The organism is Kitasatospora sp. NPDC058218 (assembly GCF_042882445.1).
Taxonomy (GTDB): Bacteria; Actinomycetota; Actinomycetes; order Streptomycetales; family Streptomycetaceae; genus Kitasatospora.
In genome coordinates, this window is record NZ_JBHVWC010000002.1 from 198,011 (window position 1) to 214,502 (window position 16,492).

At 74.3% G+C, this 16,492-nt stretch carries 20 protein-coding genes; 14 read left to right on the forward strand and 6 right to left on the reverse strand.

Annotation, left to right across the window (positions count from 1 at the left end; genetic code table 11):
- Window positions 1–103: 103 nt before the first annotated feature.
- From ACFVYI_RS01865 to ACFVYI_RS01880, 4 genes are all read left to right on the forward strand, one after another.
- Window positions 104–1,312: an NYN domain-containing protein gene (locus ACFVYI_RS01865; RefSeq protein ID WP_387880379.1), complete on the forward strand. Its 1,209-nt coding sequence runs from the start codon at window positions 104–106 to the stop codon at window positions 1,310–1,312.
- A gap of 149 nt (window positions 1,313–1,461) precedes the next feature.
- Window positions 1,462–2,460, forward strand: coding sequence for an ABC transporter ATP-binding protein (locus ACFVYI_RS01870; protein ID WP_387880381.1), 999 nt, complete (start codon window positions 1,462–1,464; stop codon window positions 2,458–2,460).
- Complete coding sequence (locus tag ACFVYI_RS01875; protein ID WP_387880383.1) at window positions 2,457–3,269, forward strand: ABC transporter permease; 813 nt, start codon at window positions 2,457–2,459, stop codon at window positions 3,267–3,269. Before ACFVYI_RS01870 ends, ACFVYI_RS01875 begins: the two co-directional genes overlap by 4 nt.
- Before the next feature lie 74 nt (window positions 3,270–3,343).
- The gene (locus ACFVYI_RS01880) at window positions 3,344–4,159 is read left to right on the forward strand and encodes a hypothetical protein (RefSeq protein WP_387880386.1); all 816 of its coding nucleotides are present in this window, start codon (window positions 3,344–3,346) and stop codon (window positions 4,157–4,159) included.
- A gap of 38 nt (window positions 4,160–4,197) precedes the next feature.
- On the opposite strand, the gene ybaK is transcribed toward ACFVYI_RS01880, so the two are convergent.
- The 3 genes from ybaK to ACFVYI_RS01895 are packed head-to-tail and all read right to left on the reverse strand — an operon-like array spanning window position 4,198 to window position 7,118.
- A complete protein-coding gene (gene ybaK, locus ACFVYI_RS01885; RefSeq protein ID WP_387880387.1) occupies window positions 4,198–4,692 on the reverse strand; it encodes a Cys-tRNA(Pro) deacylase in 495 nt (164 codons plus the stop codon).
- Between the two features lie 32 nt (window positions 4,693–4,724).
- Window positions 4,725–5,453 (reverse strand): LON peptidase substrate-binding domain-containing protein, encoded by a 729-nt coding sequence (locus ACFVYI_RS01890; protein WP_387880389.1) that lies wholly within the window; start codon window positions 5,451–5,453, stop codon window positions 4,725–4,727.
- Window positions 5,454–5,495: 42 nt separating this feature from the next.
- A complete protein-coding gene (locus ACFVYI_RS01895) occupies window positions 5,496–7,118 on the reverse strand; it encodes an oxidoreductase (protein WP_387880392.1) in 1,623 nt (540 codons plus the stop codon).
- Between the two features lie 91 nt (window positions 7,119–7,209).
- On the opposite strand from ACFVYI_RS01895, the gene hisD reads away from it, so the two are divergent.
- The 8 genes from hisD (at window position 7,210) to hisF (ending at window position 13,086) form a co-directional block, all read left to right on the forward strand.
- The gene (hisD, locus tag ACFVYI_RS01900) at window positions 7,210–8,598 is read left to right on the forward strand and encodes a histidinol dehydrogenase (protein ID WP_387880394.1); all 1,389 of its coding nucleotides are present in this window, start codon (window positions 7,210–7,212) and stop codon (window positions 8,596–8,598) included.
- Entirely contained in the window at window positions 8,595–9,692 is a 1,098-nt protein-coding gene (locus tag ACFVYI_RS01905) for a histidinol-phosphate transaminase (protein WP_387880395.1), read from the forward strand. The genes hisD and ACFVYI_RS01905 overlap by 4 nt, the downstream gene beginning before the upstream one ends.
- Window positions 9,693–9,698: 6 nt before the next feature.
- Complete coding sequence (hisB, locus tag ACFVYI_RS01910) at window positions 9,699–10,292, forward strand: imidazoleglycerol-phosphate dehydratase HisB (RefSeq protein WP_387880398.1); 594 nt, start codon at window positions 9,699–9,701, stop codon at window positions 10,290–10,292.
- Window positions 10,289–10,441 carry a hypothetical protein gene (locus ACFVYI_RS01915; protein ID WP_387880400.1) on the forward strand — a complete coding sequence of 51 codons (153 nt, stop codon included), beginning with the start codon at window positions 10,289–10,291 and terminating at the stop codon, window positions 10,439–10,441. Before hisB ends, ACFVYI_RS01915 begins: the two co-directional genes overlap by 4 nt.
- 66 nt (window positions 10,442–10,507) lie before the next feature.
- On the forward strand, window positions 10,508–11,143 hold the full coding sequence (gene hisH, locus ACFVYI_RS01920; RefSeq protein WP_387880403.1) for an imidazole glycerol phosphate synthase subunit HisH: 636 nt from the start codon (window positions 10,508–10,510) through the stop codon (window positions 11,141–11,143).
- Between the two features lie 22 nt (window positions 11,144–11,165).
- Window positions 11,166–11,891 (forward strand): bifunctional 1-(5-phosphoribosyl)-5-((5-phosphoribosylamino)methylideneamino)imidazole-4-carboxamide isomerase/phosphoribosylanthranilate isomerase PriA, encoded by a 726-nt coding sequence (gene priA, locus ACFVYI_RS01925; RefSeq protein WP_360633292.1) that lies wholly within the window; start codon window positions 11,166–11,168, stop codon window positions 11,889–11,891.
- Window positions 11,888–12,319: a RidA family protein gene (locus ACFVYI_RS01930; RefSeq protein ID WP_387880406.1), complete on the forward strand. Its 432-nt coding sequence runs from the start codon at window positions 11,888–11,890 to the stop codon at window positions 12,317–12,319. Before priA ends, ACFVYI_RS01930 begins: the two co-directional genes overlap by 4 nt.
- On the forward strand, window positions 12,316–13,086 hold the full coding sequence (gene hisF, locus ACFVYI_RS01935; protein WP_387880409.1) for an imidazole glycerol phosphate synthase subunit HisF: 771 nt from the start codon (window positions 12,316–12,318) through the stop codon (window positions 13,084–13,086). Before ACFVYI_RS01930 ends, hisF begins: the two co-directional genes overlap by 4 nt.
- A 69-nt stretch (window positions 13,087–13,155) precedes the next feature.
- On the opposite strand, the gene ACFVYI_RS01940 is transcribed toward hisF, so the two are convergent.
- The 3 genes from ACFVYI_RS01940 to ACFVYI_RS01950 form a co-directional block, all read right to left on the reverse strand.
- Complete coding sequence (locus ACFVYI_RS01940) at window positions 13,156–13,941, reverse strand: VOC family protein (protein ID WP_387880412.1); 786 nt, start codon at window positions 13,939–13,941, stop codon at window positions 13,156–13,158.
- A 155-nt stretch (window positions 13,942–14,096) separates the two neighbouring features.
- Complete coding sequence (locus ACFVYI_RS01945; RefSeq protein ID WP_387880415.1) at window positions 14,097–14,747, reverse strand: TIGR03085 family metal-binding protein; 651 nt, start codon at window positions 14,745–14,747, stop codon at window positions 14,097–14,099.
- Between the two features lie 25 nt (window positions 14,748–14,772).
- On the reverse strand, window positions 14,773–15,348 hold the full coding sequence (locus ACFVYI_RS01950; protein ID WP_387880417.1) for a hypothetical protein: 576 nt from the start codon (window positions 15,346–15,348) through the stop codon (window positions 14,773–14,775).
- A gap of 178 nt (window positions 15,349–15,526) precedes the next feature.
- Between ACFVYI_RS01950 and ACFVYI_RS01955 the strand changes: the two genes are divergently transcribed.
- Both ACFVYI_RS01955 and hisI read left to right on the forward strand, forming a co-directional pair.
- Window positions 15,527–15,997, forward strand: a complete 471-nt coding sequence (locus tag ACFVYI_RS01955; RefSeq protein ID WP_387880420.1) for a hypothetical protein — start codon at window positions 15,527–15,529, stop codon at window positions 15,995–15,997.
- An 85-nt stretch (window positions 15,998–16,082) separates the two neighbouring features.
- A complete protein-coding gene (hisI, locus tag ACFVYI_RS01960; RefSeq protein ID WP_329487216.1) occupies window positions 16,083–16,454 on the forward strand; it encodes a phosphoribosyl-AMP cyclohydrolase in 372 nt (123 codons plus the stop codon).
- Window positions 16,455–16,492: the final 38 nt, after the last annotated feature.

Genomic DNA, 16,492 nt, shown 5'->3' on the forward strand with positions numbered 1-16,492 from the left:
GCACCCCTCACCCCGTGGGCCCGAGCGCCGGGCGGACCGCGCCCACCCGGCAGCGCCGCACCGGCGACGCCGGACCCCGAGGGCGAGCGAAAAGAGGTGCGCGATGGACCGCTGTGTCGTCCTGGTGGACGCCGGTTACCTGCTGGGCGCCGCCGCCAGCCTGCTCGCCGGTGACCCGTCCCGGTCCCGCGTCAGTGTCGACCACACCGCGCTCATCACCGCCCTGCGCGAGCGCGCCGAGGCCGAGACCGGTCTGCCGCTGCTGCGGATCTACTGGTTCGACGCCGCCCCCGACCGCCGTCCGATGCCCGAGCACCGCCGGCTGAGGGTCCTGCCGCGGGTCACCGTCCGGCTCGGCGCCCTCACCCGGGCCGAGGGCCGCTGGGTGCAGAAGGGCGTGGACGCCGCGATGCACGCCGAACTCTCCGAACTCGCCCGCAACCGGGCCTGCGCCGACGTCGTGCTGATCACCGGCGACGGGGACCTGCTGCCCGGCATGATGTCCGCCAAGGAGCACGGCGTGGTCGTCCACCTCTGGGCGCTGCAGGCCGCCGACGGCGACTTCAACCAGTCCGAGGACCTGGTCGGCGAGGCCGACGAGCGGCGGGTGCTCGACCGGGAGTGGATCGAGGGCTCGTTCAGCCTGCGCGACACCGCCACCGCCTTCCCCGCCCCCGGGCCCCGCCACGAGATCGCCAAGATCCTGGCCGCCCCGCCCGCGGCCGTGGCGTCCGCGGTCCGGCCCGCCGCCGTGCCCGCGTCCGCCGAGGTGCCGGTGGCGAACGGGCGCTCCGCCGGGACGGCCACCGCGCTCAAGGTCGTCCCGACGCCCAAGGACCTCGCCGGGCGCGCCGTCGCCCCCCAGCCCACGACGGCGGCGCACCCCACCGGACCGGTGCTGCGCTGGTCCTCCGACCGGGGCTGGGTCGAGCGGCCCGCCGCCGAGCCCGCCGTCACCGCCGGGGACGGCCTGCCCACCCTCGCCCAGCTGACCACCGCCGAGCAGCGCTGGGCCGACCGGGAGGAGGACATCACCACCATCGGCGGCGACGCGCACGAGGTCGGTCAGGTGTTCGCCCGCCGCTGGACGGAGCGGCTCGGCGACGTCGAACGGCTCACCGTGCTCTGGCCCGACTACCCGCGCATCCCGCACCGGGTCGACGGCGAGCTGCTCCGCTACGCCGCCCGGTTCGGCCTGCTCGCGCACAAGGACGACCAGATCGACGAGCACGACCGGTACGCCATCCGGGCGGGTTTCTGGAAGGAGCTGGCCGGCCGGGTCCCCGGTGGGGACCTCGTCGTCGACGACTGACCGCGGCTCCGGTTCCGGGGGATCAGGCCCCCTTGTCCGGTTACCGGTGTCCACCGCGTAGAGTCTTCGCTCGTGAGCGAGGGCAACGAGCGGAGCGTCGACAGGGACGTGATCCGCGAAGCGACCGCTCAGTGGAGCGAGGCGGGCGGATGAGCGAGACGGCCGGGCGGGCACCCCGGGAGGCCTCGCCGTGCTGCGCCGTACGCGACCTGGTCAAGACCTACCGTTCCGGGCGCGGCGCCGGTGCCACCGGGATCCGGGCCAACGACGGCATCAGCCTGACCGTCCGGCAGGGCGAGATCTTCGGGCTCCTGGGGCCCAACGGGGCCGGCAAGTCCACGCTGGTCCGCCAGCTCACCGGTCTGCTGCGGCCCGACTCCGGCTCCATCGAGCTGCTCGGCCACGACGTGGTCCGCCACCCCGAGCGGGCCGCCCGGCTGCTGGGCTACCTCGGCCAGGAGTCCACCGCGCTGGACGAGCTGACGGTGGCCCTCGCCGCCGAGACCACCGGGCGGCTGCGCGGCCTCAGCCGGGCCCGGGCCCGGGCCGAGGCCGCCGACGTGCTCACCGAACTCGCCCTGGAACCGCTCGCCCACCGGCCGCTCGCCAAGCTCTCCGGCGGCCAGCGCCGCCTGGCCTGCTTCGCCGCCGCGCTGGTGGGGGAGCGGCCGTTGCTGGTGCTGGACGAGCCGACCAGCGGCATGGACCCGGTCGCCCGCCGCGCCGTCTGGAGCGCCGTCGACCGCCGTCGGGCCGAGCAGCGGACCACGGTGCTGCTGGTCACCCACAACGTGATCGAGGCCGAGACCGTGCTGGACCGGGTCGCGGTGGTGGACGAGGGCCGCGTGATCGCCTGCGACACCCCCGGCGGGCTCAAGGCACTGGTGGACGGCGACGTCCGGCTGGACCTGGTCTGGCGGGACGAGGCGCCGATGGCGGTGCCCGCCGTCGCCGCGCTCGCCGAGCGGGCCGAGCGCACCGGCCGGCGCTGGACCGTGCGCACCACCCCCGAACGGGCCCGCGAACTGGTCGCCGCCGTCACCACCGGCCCGGCCTTCGCCGCGCTGGACGACTTCACCCTGGCCACCCCGAGCCTTGAGGACGCCTACCTCAAGCTGGGCGGCCGCCATGGAGGACTGGCCAAGTGACGCTGCTCTCGGTGCCGCCGCAGACCGCCGGGGTCGCGGACGGCGGGCCCGCCCCGCTGGCCCCCGCCGCCCGGCTGCTGCCCGCGCTGGCCGCCGTCTACCGGGCGCAGCTGGCCCGGGCCAAGGTGGCCCGCATCCCGCTGCTGTTCGTGGCGACCTTCCAGTCGCTCGGCATCCTGGTGATGATGCGCGGCGTCGTCGACCCGGGGCAGACCTCGGCCGCGCGTTCGGTGGTGGCCGGCTCCAGCGTGCTGGTGGTGGCCTTCGTGGCGCTCAACCTGCTGGCCCAGTACTTCGGCCGGCTGCGGGCCACCGGCGGGCTCGACCACTACGCGACGCTGCCCGTCCCGGCGGCCTCGGTGGTCCTCGGCGCGGCCGCCGCGTACGCCTCGTTCACGCTGCCGGGCACCCTGGTGACGGCCGTCGCCGGGGCGTGGATGTTCGGGCTCCCGATGGGGCAGCTCTGGGTGCTGCTCGCGGTGGTGCCGCTGGCCGGGGCGGCGCTGTCCGGGCTCGGCGCGGCCTGCGGGCTGCTGGCGCCCAAGCAGGAGATCGCCACCATGCTGGGGCAGCTCGGCATGTCGGCGGCGCTGCTGCTGGGCGTGCTCCCGGTGGACCACCTGCCGCAGCCGGTGCTCTGGCTGCGCGACCTGCTGCCCTCCACGTACGGCGTGGAGGCCTTCGCCCGGACCTTCGCGGCCGACCCGGACTGGGCGGCGGTGGCGGGGAACCTGGCGGTCTGCGCGGGGGTGGGCGTGGTGTCGCTGGCGGTGGCCACCTGGGCGTACCGGCGGGCCACCACCCGCTAGGGGTCTGCCGTCGGCCGGGCCCGGCCGACCGGGTGGCGGGTCCGTTCGGGCGGCGATCGTGAAACGATGGGCCCGTGACCGTACCGAACACACCTCCGGATCCCCTGCGCGCCGCCGCGGGCACCGACGCGGACGCCGCCGCCCCTGGTCCGGCCGCCGGCCCGAACCCGTACGCGCCGCCGCCCGTGGACCAGGCCGTCCTGCGCGCCGCGGACCGGCGGGCGCCGCTGGAGCGGCTGTTGCCCGAGCTGAAGGTCGGCGCGGTCACGGTGCTGGCCTGCCTGGTGCTGGGTCTGGTGATGGCGGTGCTCTGGGCCTGGCTGGCGCCGAAGGTGCCGCTGGTGGTCGACGGCAACAAGATCCTCTACGGCGACCCGGAGGGCGAGCAGCGGGCCGGGGCCGACAGCGTCTTCGTGCTGATCGGGCTGGGCATGGGCATCGTGACCGCGCTCGGCGCGTTCCTGTTCACCCGGCGGCGCGGCGGCGGGATCGCGGTGGCGATCGCCCTCGCGATCGGCGGTCTGCTGGCCTCGGTGGGCGCCTGGGGCCTGGGCCGGCGGCTCGGGCCGGCGAGCGACCTCGTCGCCGAGGCCCGGCGGGTCGGCAACGGCGGCCACTTCGACGCCGACATCGACCTCGGGGCCTACGGCGCGCTGCTGGCCTGGCCGATGGCCGCGATGGTGGTGCTGCTGGCGCTCTCGGCCGCCTTCGGCAAGCGTGAGGAGGACCCGCCGCCGTACTGGGCGGGCCCGTACGGCGTGCAGCGGCCCGTGGACGGGCAGCCGGGCGTGCCCGGCGGGTCGTTCCACCCGGGCCCGGCGGGGGAGCACCCGGGCCCGGCGGACCGGCCGCACCCGGGTGACCGGCCGCCGCAGGACCGCACGCCCTGACGGCGCACCGGGCGGGGCCGGTCCGGTGACCCGGCGGGTCAGCGGCCGATCGGGGCGGTCACCGCGCCGGTGAGGCCGACCAGGTCGGCCGGGGCCAGCTCGACCTCCAGCCCCCGCCGGCCGGCCGAGACGTACACCGTGGCGTGGGCGAGCGCGCTGTCGTCCACCACGGTGCGCAGCGGCCGGCGCTGGCCGAGCGGGGAGATGCCGCCGAGGACGTAGCCGCTGCTGCGCTCGGCGGCCGCCGGGTCCGCCATCGCGGCGCGCTTGCCGCCGACGGCGGCGGCGAGCGCCTTGAGGTCGAGCCGGCCGGCGACCGGGACGACGCCCACGGTGAGCACGCCGTCGACGTCGGCGACCAGCGTCTTGAAGACCCGCTCGGCCGGCACGCCGAGCACCTCGGCGGCCTCGCCGCCGTACGAGACGGCGGCCGGATCGTGCTCGTAGGAGTGCATGGTGAACGCCACCGCGGCGTTCTCCAGGGCGACGGTGGCGGGCGTGCCCCCGCCGCCCTTCTTCGGCTTCCTGGCCATCGGGACCTCTTCGAACGGGTGGGCGGGCGTGGTCAGTTGGGGCTGAAGGACTGACGGGTCAGATCGACCGCGGGGAGCGACGGCAGCCAGCTGAGCACCGCCGTCTCGCGGCGCAGCAGCTCCAGCTCGGCGGTCAGCCGGCGGGCGGTGTCCGGGCAGGCCAGCAGCTCCTGCTTGACCGGCGTCCCGAAGACCGAGGCGGCGGCCACCAGGTAGGAGAGCACCTGCGGGTCGTCCGGCAGCTCCTGGCGGCCGACGGTGCTGGCCTCGCGGGCGCCGGCCAGCCGCTTCTGGTAGGCCCGGAAGGCCCGCTCCACGCCGGCGGCCAGTGCCCCGGCGCCCTCGCCCGGCAGCTCCTCGATCGGCTCGATCTCGCCGCTCAGGTACGGACCGCCGGTGTCCACCGAACGCAGCCGGAACCGGGTGGTGCCGGTGACCAGCAGCTCGTACCGGCCGTCCGGCTGCTCCTGCGCGGAGGCGACGTCGGCCACGCAGCCGACGTGGTAGAGCGCCTCCAGAGGGTCCCCGGTCACGATGCCCAGACCGTCCAGCGGGCCGGCCGGGCCCTCCTCGGGCCGGACCGGCGCGACCTCGCGGCCGTCCTTGATGGCGAGCACGCCGAACCGCCGGGGCTGGTCCTCGGGGAGGGCGAGCAGGTCGGCGACCAGACGGCGGTAACGCTCCTCGAAGATGTTCAGGGGCATCACCAGGCCCGGGTAGAGCACGGAGTTCAGCGGGAAGAGCGGCAGCCGTTCTGTCACGGCGCACAGCGTAGTTCCCCGAGCGGTGGATACGCCCCGCGGTTATCCCCGCTGGAGCATTCGGCTGGCTCCGGCGGCGACGGTGGTGGCCAGCACCCAGCCCACGATCACCAGGCCGGAGGCGACCCACTGGGCGGTGCCGCCGGGGTTCCAGCCCTGCTGGCCGAGGTCGACGACCGGCAGCAGCTGGCCCAGCGCGTACAGCACCGGGTTCCAGTGCGGGCTCTCGTCGGCCTTGAGCGGCTGGAGCCGGTGGGTGGCGAAGTAGATGCTGCCCAGGGCCCAGGCGAGCAGCAGCCAGAGCGCGGCCCGGCCGGGGCGGAAGCCGTAGCCGACGGTGACGTCCTGGACCCGGCCCCAGAGCCGGGCCGGCAGCGGCAGGGTGTGCCGGCGGCGGCGCTGCTTGGCGTACAGCACCTCGCGGGCGTCGTCGTCGGCGCCGTCGCGGCGCAGGGCGGCGGCCAGCTGCTCGTAGGACTCGGGCTGGAACTCCACCGAGGTGCCCTCCAGCCAGGAGATCCGCTGCTGGATGCTGAACGGGGCGGCCGGGCGCAGGCACTCGTAGGTGAAGCCGGTGAGGCCGAGGTGCTTGCCGAGCGGCCAGGAGTCGGGGGCGTCGACCAGGTTGCCGACCCTGGCGCGCGAGAGCGAGACCTTGCCGGTGGGCGGGGTGCGGCAGGTGAAGCGCAGCTCGGGGGTGTGGATGCGGCGCAGCGCCAGCTCGTCGTCCGGGCCGAGGTGGAACTCGGCGTCGGCGATCAGGCAGGCGCTGTCGAAGCGGCTGTCGGAGAGCCGGACGGCGCCGTGCGCGCGGAACGGCGTGCTGGCGGAGCCGGCCGGGACGACCTGGCCGTAGCCCGAGCCGTAGTACGACCCGGAGGAGGACCAGCCGCCGTCCGCCGAGCCGCTGAGGTACAGGGTGTGGCCGACGGTGATGCGCACGGCGTTGAGGGCGACCTTGTTCTCCGGGACGGCGTGCAGCTGGGCGCCGCGCAGCGAGAGCCGGCCGCCGATCCGGGCGGTGCGCAGGCTGACCTCGCCGCGGGACTCCAGCCGGTCGGCCTCGAAGTCCTGGCTGACCGCCATGCCGTCGGCGGAGAGCGCCCGGCCGAACCGGTCGCCGCCGAGGACGGCCTGGTTGAGCAGCAGGTCGGTGCCGATCCGGGAGTCGGTGAGCCGGATGCCCTGCGGTATCCGGCAGCGGGCCAGGTGCAGGTCGCCGGAGGTGGTGAGGCGGGAGGCCTCCAGCCGGGGTATCAGGCAGCTGACGAAGCGCAGGGTGCCGGCGTCGGCCTCGGAGATCAGCAGCTTCCGTTCGAAGCGGCAGTCGCGCACCTCGACGTAGTGGCCGATGGTTCCGCCGGCCAGCACCAGCGGGCCGGTGATCCGGGCGCCGGTCAGCTTGAGGGCGGCGACCCGGCCGGGGGCGGCCGGCGGGCCGTCCAGCAGCAGGTGGGCCAGGGCCTCGGCGCGGATCGTGCGCTCGGGGCCCCAGGGCTCGTCGCCGAAGGGGTCGTCCAGCGGTTCGGGGGCGCGGCCGCCGGTGTTGGAGGGCGCGTTCCGCGGCCCGCCGCCGGCCCCCAGGTCGTACACCTCACCCTGGCGGAACGCCTCCCAGAGCCCCTGCTCGGTCCGCGTCCAGCCGTCCGGCGCACGCTCCGCCATCGTTCCCCCGTCTCCCCCGGTCGTCTCACCCTTCGTATCACGGACTGAAATACGGGGCCGCCGGTTCCGGCCACTCCTTACACTGGGTGGCGTGATCTCTCGAATCGACCTGCGCGGCTCGCTCGACGACCCGCGTGACCTGCTGCCCCGTGCCGACTTCGACGTCGCGGCCGCCCTGGAGACGGTGCGCCCGATCGCCGAGGACGTGCACCATCGCGGGGTCGCGGCGGTGATCGACATCACGGAGCGTTTCGACGGCGTGCGCCTGGAGACCACCCGGGTGCCCGCCGAGCAGCTCACCGAGGCCCTCGCGACGCTGGACCCGAAGGTCCGCGCCGCACTGGAGGAGTCGATCCGCCGCGCCCGCCTCGTCCACGCCGACCAGCGCCGTACCGGGCACACCACCCAGGTGGTGCCGGGCGGTACGGTCACCCAGCGCTGGGTGCCGGTGGACCGGGTCGGCCTGTACGTGCCGGGCGGCCTCGCCGTCTACCCGTCCTCCGTCGTGATGAACGTGGTGCCCGCGCAGGAGGCCGGGGTGACCGGCATCGCGGTGACCTCGCCGCCGCAGAAGGCCTTCGGCGGCCGGGTGCACCCGACGATCCTGGCGGCCTGCGCGCTGCTCGGCGTCACCGAGGTGTACGCCGTCGGCGGCGCCCAGGCGGTCGCCATGTTCGCGCTCGGCACCGAGGAGTGCGAGCCGGTGAACATGGTCACCGGCCCCGGCAACATCTACGTGGCCGCGGCCAAGCGCTACTTCGCCGGCCGGATCGGCATCGACTCCGAGGCCGGTCCGACCGAGATCGCCGTCCTCGCCGACGACAGCGCCGACCCGGTGGACGTCGCCGCCGACCTGATCAGCCAGGCCGAGCACGGCCCGACCTCGGGCTCGGTGCTGGTCACCGACTCGCCCGAGCTGGCCGAGGCCGTCGAGGCCGAGCTGAAGACGCAGGTCGCCCGGACGAAGCACGGCGAGCGGGTGGCCGAGGCGCTGGGCGGCCGGCAGTCCGGCATCATCCTGGTCGACGACCTGACGCAGGGACTGGCGGTGGTGAACGCCTACGCGGCCGAGCACCTGGAGATCCAGACCCGGGACGCCCACGCGGTCGCCTCCCGGGTCCGCAACGCGGGCGCGATCTTCATCGGCCGCTGGACCCCGGTCTCGCTCGGCGACTACGCGGCCGGCTCCAACCACGTGCTGCCGACCGGCGGCTGCGCCTGCCACTCGGCCGGGCTGTCCGTGCAGACCTTCCTGCGCGGCGTCCAGGTGGTCGAGTACGACCGGGAGGCGCTGGCCGGCATCGCCGCGCACGTCGTCAACCTCGCCGACGCCGAGGACCTCCCCGGTCACGGGGACGCCATCAAGGCACGTTTCGTCGGAGACGAACAGGTCTGGCGCAGCGTCGGAGACGAACAGGTCTGGCGCAGCGTCGGAGACGAACAAAACTGGCACAGCGACTGGACGGTTCCCGGCACGTGAAGATCGACGATCTCCCCATCCGCGACGAGCTGCGCGGCCAGTCCCCCTACGGTGCACCGCAGTTGGACGTCCCCGTCCAGCTGAACACCAACGAGAACCCGTACCCGCTGCCCGCCGAGCTGGTGGCCCGGATCGCCGAGCGCGTCGCCGAGGCCGCCCGCAGCCTCAACCGCTACCCCGACCGGGACGCGGTCGAGCTGCGCGAGGGCCTGGCCGCGTACCTGACCCGGACCACCGGCGTCGAGCGCACCCGCGAGCAGGTCTGGGCCGCCAACGGCTCCAACGAGATCCTGCAGCAGCTGCTCCAGACCTTCGGCGGCCCCGGCCGCACCGCGCTCGGCTTCGAGCCCTCCTACTCGATGCACGCCCTGATCTCCCGGGGCACCGGCACCCTCTGGATCTCCGGGCCGCGCAACGAGGACTTCACCGTCGACGTGGACGCCGCCGTCGAGACCATCGCCGAGCACCGGCCGAACGTCGTGTTCGTCTGCTCGCCGAACAACCCGACCGGCACCGCCGTCGCCGCCGACGTCGTGCTGCGGCTGTACGAGGCCGCGCAGGCCGCCGGGCCCAGCGTGGTGATCGTGGACGAGGCGTACGTCGAGTTCTCGCACCGCGCCTCGCTGCTGTCGCTGCTGGCCGGCCGGCCCAACCTGGTGGTCACCCGCACCATGTCGAAGGCCTTCGGCGCGGCCGGGCTGCGCCTGGGCTACCTGACGGCCGACCCCGCCGTGGTGGACGCCGTCCAGCTGGTCCGGCTGCCCTACCACCTGTCGGCCGTCACCCAGGCCACCGCGCTGGCCTGCCTGGAGCACACCGACACCCTGCTCGGGTACGTCGGCCGGCTCAAGGCCGAGCGCGACCGGCTGGTCGACGCGCTGCGCGGGCTGGGCCTGGAGGTGACCGACTCGGACGCCAACTTCGTCCAGTTCGGCCGCTTCGCGGACACCCACGCCGTCTGGCAGGCCATCCTCGACCAGGGCGTCCTGGTCCGCGACAACGGCGTCCCCGGATGGCTGCGCGTCACCGCCGGCACCCCTGCCGAGAACGACGCCTTCCTGGACGCCGTCGCCTCAGTGATCAAGGAGCTGTAACCCCGTATGTCCCGTATCGGACGCGTTGAACGCACCACCAAGGAGACCTCGGTCCTGGTCGAGATCGATCTCGACGGCACCGGCCGGACCGACATCTCCACGGGCGTCGGGTTCTACGACCACATGCTCGACCAGCTCGGCCGCCACGGCCTCTTCGACCTCACCGTGAAGACCGACGGCGACCTGCACATCGACACCCACCACACCATCGAGGACACCGCCCTCGCCCTGGGCGCCGCCTTCAAGCAGGCGCTCGGCGACAAGGTCGGCATCTACCGCTTCGGCAACTGCACGGTGCCGCTGGACGAATCGCTCGCCCAGGTCACCGTCGACCTCTCCGGCCGCCCCTACCTGGTGCACACCGAGCCGGAGAACATGGCGCCGATGATCGGCAGCTACGACACCACCATGACCCGGCACATCCTGGAGTCCTTCGTGGCCCAGGCGCAGGTCGCCCTGCACGTCCACGTGCCGTACGGACGCAACGCGCACCACATCGTGGAGTGCCAGTTCAAGGCGCTGGCCCGGGCCCTGCGCTACGCCTCCGAGCGCGACCCGCGCGCGGCCGGCATCCTCCCCTCGACCAAGGGTGCGCTGTGAGCAAGTCCACGACCGTCCTCCTCTTCGTCGGGCTCTTCCTGGCCGGCGGTGTGATCTCGTTCTGGAAGCAGAAGATCCCGAAGGGCGTCATCGCCGTGCTCGCCATAGGCTCGGTGCTCTGCCTGGCCTCCGGCCTCATGCGCCTCTAGCGCCGCCGTGCAGACAGCGCCGTACAGAGCCGCCACGGAACAGCCGAGAGACTTGGACACCTGAACATGGGCAAGAACGTCGTCGTACTCGACTACGGGTCGGGCAACCTCCGCTCGGCCCAGCGCGCCGTCGAGCGCACCGGCGCGACCGTCACCGTCACGTCGGACTTCCAGACCGCGATGGACGCGGACGGCCTGCTCGTCCCCGGCGTCGGGGCCTTCGAGGCCTGCATGCGCGGGCTGAAGGCCGTCCGCGGGGACTGGATCATCGGCCGCCGGCTCGCCGGCGGCCGCCCGGTCATGGGCATCTGCGTCGGCATGCAGATCCTCTTCGAGAAGGGCGTCGAGCACGGCGTGGAGACGCCCGGCTGCGACGAGTGGCCGGGCAGCGTCGAACCGCTGGACGCGCCGGTCGTCCCGCACATGGGCTGGAACACCGTGGACGCCCCCGCGCAGAGCCGGATGTTCGCCGGCCTCGACGCCGACACCCGCTTCTACTTCGTGCACTCCTACGGGGTGCGCCACTGGGAGCTGGAGGCGCACAGCGCGCGGATCAACGCCCCGCTGGTCACCTGGGCCACGCACGGGCAGCCGTTCGTCGCGGCCGTCGAGAACGGCCCGCTCTGGGCCACCCAGTTCCACCCCGAGAAGTCCGGCGACGCCGGCGCCGCCCTGCTGACCAACTGGGTCAACACCCTCTGACGATCTGAGAGTTGTCACCATCATGAGCCGCCTCGAACTGCTGCCCGCCGTCGACGTCCGGGACGGCCAGGCCGTCCGCCTGGTCAAGGGCGCCTCCGGCACCGAGACCTCCTTCGGCGAGCCGCTCGCCGCCGCCCTCGCCTGGCAGAACGCCGGCGCCGAGTGGCTCCACCTGGTCGACCTGGACGCCGCGTTCGGCACCGGCAGCAACCGCGACCTGCTCCGCGAGGTCACCGCCGCGCTGGACATCAAGGTCGAGCTGTCCGGCGGCATCCGCGACGACGAGTCGCTGGCCGCGGCCCTCGCCACCGGCTGCACCCGGGTCAACCTCGGCACCGCGGCCCTGGAGAGCCCCGAGTGGGTCGCCAAGGTCATCGCCGAGCACGGTGACAAGATCGCCGTCGGCCTGGACGTGGTGGGCACCACCCTGCGCGGCCGCGGCTGGACCCGCGACGGCGGCCAGCTCTTCGACGTGCTGGCCCGCCTCGACGCCGAGGGCTGCGCCCGCTACGTCGTCACCGACGTCAACCGGGACGGCACCCTGACCGGTCCCAACCTGCAGCTGCTGCGCGACGTCTGCGCCGCCACCGACAAGCCGGTGGTCGCCTCCGGCGGCGTCTCCTCGCTGGACGACCTGCGCGCCATCGCGACTCTCGTCGGCGAGGGTGTCGAGGGGGCCATCGTGGGCAAGGCACTCTACGAGCAGAAGTTCACCCTCGAAGAGGCCCTGGAGGCGGTTTCAGGATGACGGAACGTCAGATCGTACGCGGTCGGGTGGCCGGATTCTCCCCCTGGGAGGACGATTTCGGCTACTCACGGGCGGTCGCGGCGGGAGACCACGTGCACGTGGCCGGCTCCACCGCCTGGGTGGACGGGAAGATCGAGCACGAGGGCGACCCGTACCTGCAGACCCTCGCCGCGTTCGGCGTCGGCCTCGAGGCCCTGGCCGCGTACGGTCTGACGACGGACGACGTGGTCCGTACCCGGATGTACATCACCCACGCCCGCGACGCCGACGAGGTGGGCCGCGCCCACCGCACCCTCTTCGACGCCGTCCGTCCGGCGGCCACCATGGTGGTGGTCGACGGCCTGATCGACTCCCGGATGATGGTCGAGGTCGAACTCGACGCCTACCGCGCCGGGCTCGCACGCACTCTGGAAGGCAAACAGCCGTGACCCTCGCCGTACGTGTCATCCCCTGCCTGGACGTCGACGCCGGCCGGGTGGTGAAGGGCGTCAACTTCCAGAACCTGCGCGACGCCGGCGACCCGGTCGAGATGGCCAAGCTCTACGACGCCGAGGGTGCCGACGAACTGACCTTCCTCGACATCACCGCCTCCTCCGGCGACCGCGAGACCACCTACGACGTGGTCCGCCGCACCGCCGAGCAGGTCTTCATCCCGCTCACCGTCGGCGGCGGCATCCGGGCCGTCGACGACGTCGACAAGCTGCTGCGGGCCGGCGCCGACAAGGTGGGCGTCAACACCGCGGCGATCGCCCGCCCGGAGCTGATCCGGGAGATCGCGCAGCGCTTCGGCCGCCAGGTCCTGGTGCTCTCGGTGGACGCCCGGCGCTGCCCGGAGGGCACCGAGACCGCTTCGGGCTTCGAGGTCACCACCCACGGCGGGCGCCGCGGCACCGGCCTGGACGCCGTCGAGTGGGCGGGCCGCGCGGCGGAGCTGGGCGCGGGCGAGATCCTGCTCAACTCGATGGACGCGGACGGCACCAAGGACGGCTACGACCTGGAGCTGATCCGGGCCGTCCGCAAGAGCGTCGCCGTCCCGGTCATCGCCTCCGGCGGCGCCGGCAAGCTCGCCGACTTCGCCCCCGCCGTGGAGGCCGGCGCCGACGCCGTGCTGGCCGCCAGCGTCTTCCACTTCGGGGACCTGCGGATCGGCGAGGTCAAGGACGCGCTGCGGGAGGCCGGGCACCTCGTCCGCTGATCGCCTGCCAGCCGAGCCCCCGCCCGTGCCGTCCACGCCCCCAGGTGTGGACGGCACGGGCGGCCGCGCTCAGGACTCCTGCCGCGGCTCACCCTTGATCAGCGCGAACGGCGCGCCGAACGGATCCGCCAGCCAGGCGATCCGGCCGACCTCCGGGACGTCCTCGGCGGGCATCAGCACCGTGCCGCCGGCCGCCTGGGCGCGCCCGACCAGCTCGTCCACCTGCTCGGTGGCGAAGTACGGCGTCCAGGACGGCGGTTGGCCCTCGCCCATGACCGGCGCGACGCCGCCGAAGCTGGTGGCCTGCTGGTCGCCGTCGGCGGTGGAGAGCACCAGGTAGGTCATCCCCGGGGCCGGGAACTTCTCCGAGCGCCAGCCGAACACCGCCCGGTAGAAGCCGAAGCCGGCCTCCTGGTCGGTGGTGTGCAGCTCGGACCAGACCAGCGCGTTGTCGGTGGACACCGCGTCCAGGCCGGTGGTCGTACCGGCCTGCCAGATGGCGAACTGCGCGCCCTGCGGGTCGGTGAGCTGGGCCATCCGCCCGGCGTCCATCACGTCGAAAGGCGCGGCCCGGACGGTGCCGCCGGCCTGCTCGACGGCCCGGGCGGTGGCGTCCGCGTCCGGGGTCTTGAAGTACGTCGTCCAGGCGGACTTCGCGCCCTCCTCGGTGAGCGGCCCGATCGCGCCCACGGTCTTGCCGTCGGCCTGCAGGAAGCCGTAGCCACCCGCCTCCGGGCCGAGCTCCTGGAACGTCCAGCCGAACACCGCGCCGTAGAAGGTGGCGGCGGCCGCCGGATCCGGGCTGCCGAGGTCGATCCAGCAGGGCGAACCGGTGGGAAAGTCGGTGGTGAGCATGGGGTGGTGCTCCTTCGACGGGAAAGACGGCCGGGCGGCTTTCCGAAGGCGCGTCCGCGCCTCTTCCCGGCCCGTTGCGAGTCTGCACCCCACCACCGACATCCGCAGCCGGGGCGGCCGCGGGCCCGCTCCGGCGGCCGTTCCGGCCGCCGTTCCTACGAGCGGGCCGGCGGCAGCGGGAGCACGTGGTGCAAGGCGGCGACGGCGTCCGGCGGGCCGTCCACCGACAACTCGGTGCGGGCACCCCGCCCGTGGACGAACAGCAGCAGCTCGCCCGGCTCGCCGGTGATCCGCACCGTCGGCGCCCCGGCGGGGCCGACCGTCAGGCTCTGCCCGTCCGGGCGGCGCAGCTCCAGCGGGGCGGGGGAGCGCCGGCCCGCCTCCAACCGGGCGATCAGCGGCAGACGGCGCCAGAGCGCCTCGGCCCGCCCGGGCGGCACCGGCTGCGCCCGCCACGATTCGCCCGCCCGGAGGACGTCCTCGGCGTGCACGAAGTACTCCACCGTGTTCGCCGCCTCGTCGGCCCCGGGCAGGGCGAACGGCGAGAGCAGCGGCGGCCCGGAGCGGAACGACCGCAGCAGCTCCTCGTACGGGCGCTCGGCGTAGCCGTTCTGCACCCGCTGGGTCCAGCCGGCCAGGGCGCCGACCCGGATGCCGGCCGCGGCGTCCGGGCGGTGCTCGCGCAGCACCAGGTGGGCGGCGAGGTCCCGGGTGGTCCATCCGGCGCAGAGGGTGGGTGCGTCCGGCCCGGCGGCGGCGAGGAGTTCGGCCAGCCGGTGGCGCTCGGCGAGGGCGTGGTTCGACATGCGGGACAGCCTAGGGGCCGGGGCGTCAGCGCAGGTGCCCGGAGAGCCGGACGCCGCCGGGGCGGTTGCTCGCCGTCAGGGTGCAGGTGAAGTCCCGCCAGCCCTGCTGGTAGTAGGTCACCGACGGCCCGAACGGGTAGCCGTAGTACGGGCCGCCGCCGCCCTGACGGGCCTCGGCGGCGGCCTGCGCCGCCTGGCAGCCCTCCCGCATCGCCTTGCTGATCTGGCTGTCCCCTGTCAGCCCCTCCGGGAGCAGCAGGTCGGCGATCGCCTCGCCGTCGTGCTCGGCCTCGCAGGGGCGCCCCTCCGGCTTGGTCACCGTCTTGTTCAGCTGCGGGTGGTCGAAGCAGGAGCCCACCGGGAAGAAGGTGTACGGCACCACCTTGGTCGGCGTCGGGGACGGCGTGGGCGTCGGGGTGGGTGTGGGTGTCGGGGCGCTCGTGGTGGGAGCGGGCGGCGGCGGCAGCGCGGCGGGCTTCTTCTCGGGCCAGAGCAGCACGGTGGCCACCACCGCGAGCAGCACGGCCAGCACGGCCGAGACGGCGAGGACCAGGCCCCGCGACGGACGGGAGGCGGCTTCGGGCGGCTGCTCGGAGGTCATGGCCACGAGAATGGCCCACGCCGGGGTCGGACGGCAGCCGGTTGGCACAACTCGTACGAGCAGACCGGGTCGGGTGGAGGGGTGGAGGGGTGGAGCGGCGGAGGCGGGCCGGGCGCGGGGTCGGCGTACGGGTGTCGGTTAGGCTCGCCCCGGCACGACACGATCCCAGGAGTTTCGGATGCGCGTCGGAATCACCGGTCACCGGGGCCTGTCGGGTGGCATCACCGAGATGCTGGTCCGCGGGGACCTCTGGAAGCTGGTCACCACCTTCGGCTCCTACGAGCTGGTCGGCGTCACCTGCGCCGACGAGGGCCCGGAGAGCTGGTTCGCCCGGTCCGTCCTGGACCACGGCGGAAAGCTGGAGGTCATCGTTCCCGCCGGGGCGCCGCTGGTGGGCCGCGCCGACGACCGGCACCGGGGCACCCGGCTGCGGCTGATGAACGAGGCCAACGCCATCCACCGGCTCGCCGCCGTCGAGCACGGCGGCCTCGGCGACGACACCGGGCTCGCCCTGGTCGGCATGGTCGACGAGGTGATCGCGGTCTGGGACGGCGAGCCCGGCAGCGAGCCGGCCCGGGTCGCCGAACTGGCCCGGCGGGCCGGACTGTTCGTCCACCGGATCTGGCCGCAGGGGTGCGAGCGGGGGTGAGAGGGGTGGAGGTGGCCGCCGTGGGGGCCGGGCCGTGATCCGGACGGCGGCCCGGCGGCCGGGGCCGGGCTGACACAATGGCCCCATGTCCACCACACCCGCCGCCCCCGGCTCCACCGCCCTGGCCCCCGAGATCGCCGCGCGGCTCAAGCGCACCGACGACGGCCTGCTCCCGGCCGTCGCGCAGCAGTACGACACCGGCGAGGTGCTGATGCTGGGCTGGATGGACGACGAGGCGCTGCACCGCACCCTCACCACCGGCCGCTGCACCTACTGGAGCCGCAGCCGCCGGGAGTACTGGGTCAAGGGCGACACCTCGGGCCACGTCCAGCGGGTCGTCTCGGTCGCGCTGGACTGCGACGGCGACACCCTGCTCGTCAAGGTCGACCAGAGCGGCGCCGCCTGCCACACCGGCGACCGCACCTGCTTCGACGCCGACGTGCTCCCGCTCGCCTGACCTCCACAGCTCACCACGACCAGAAGGTGCCGCTCGCC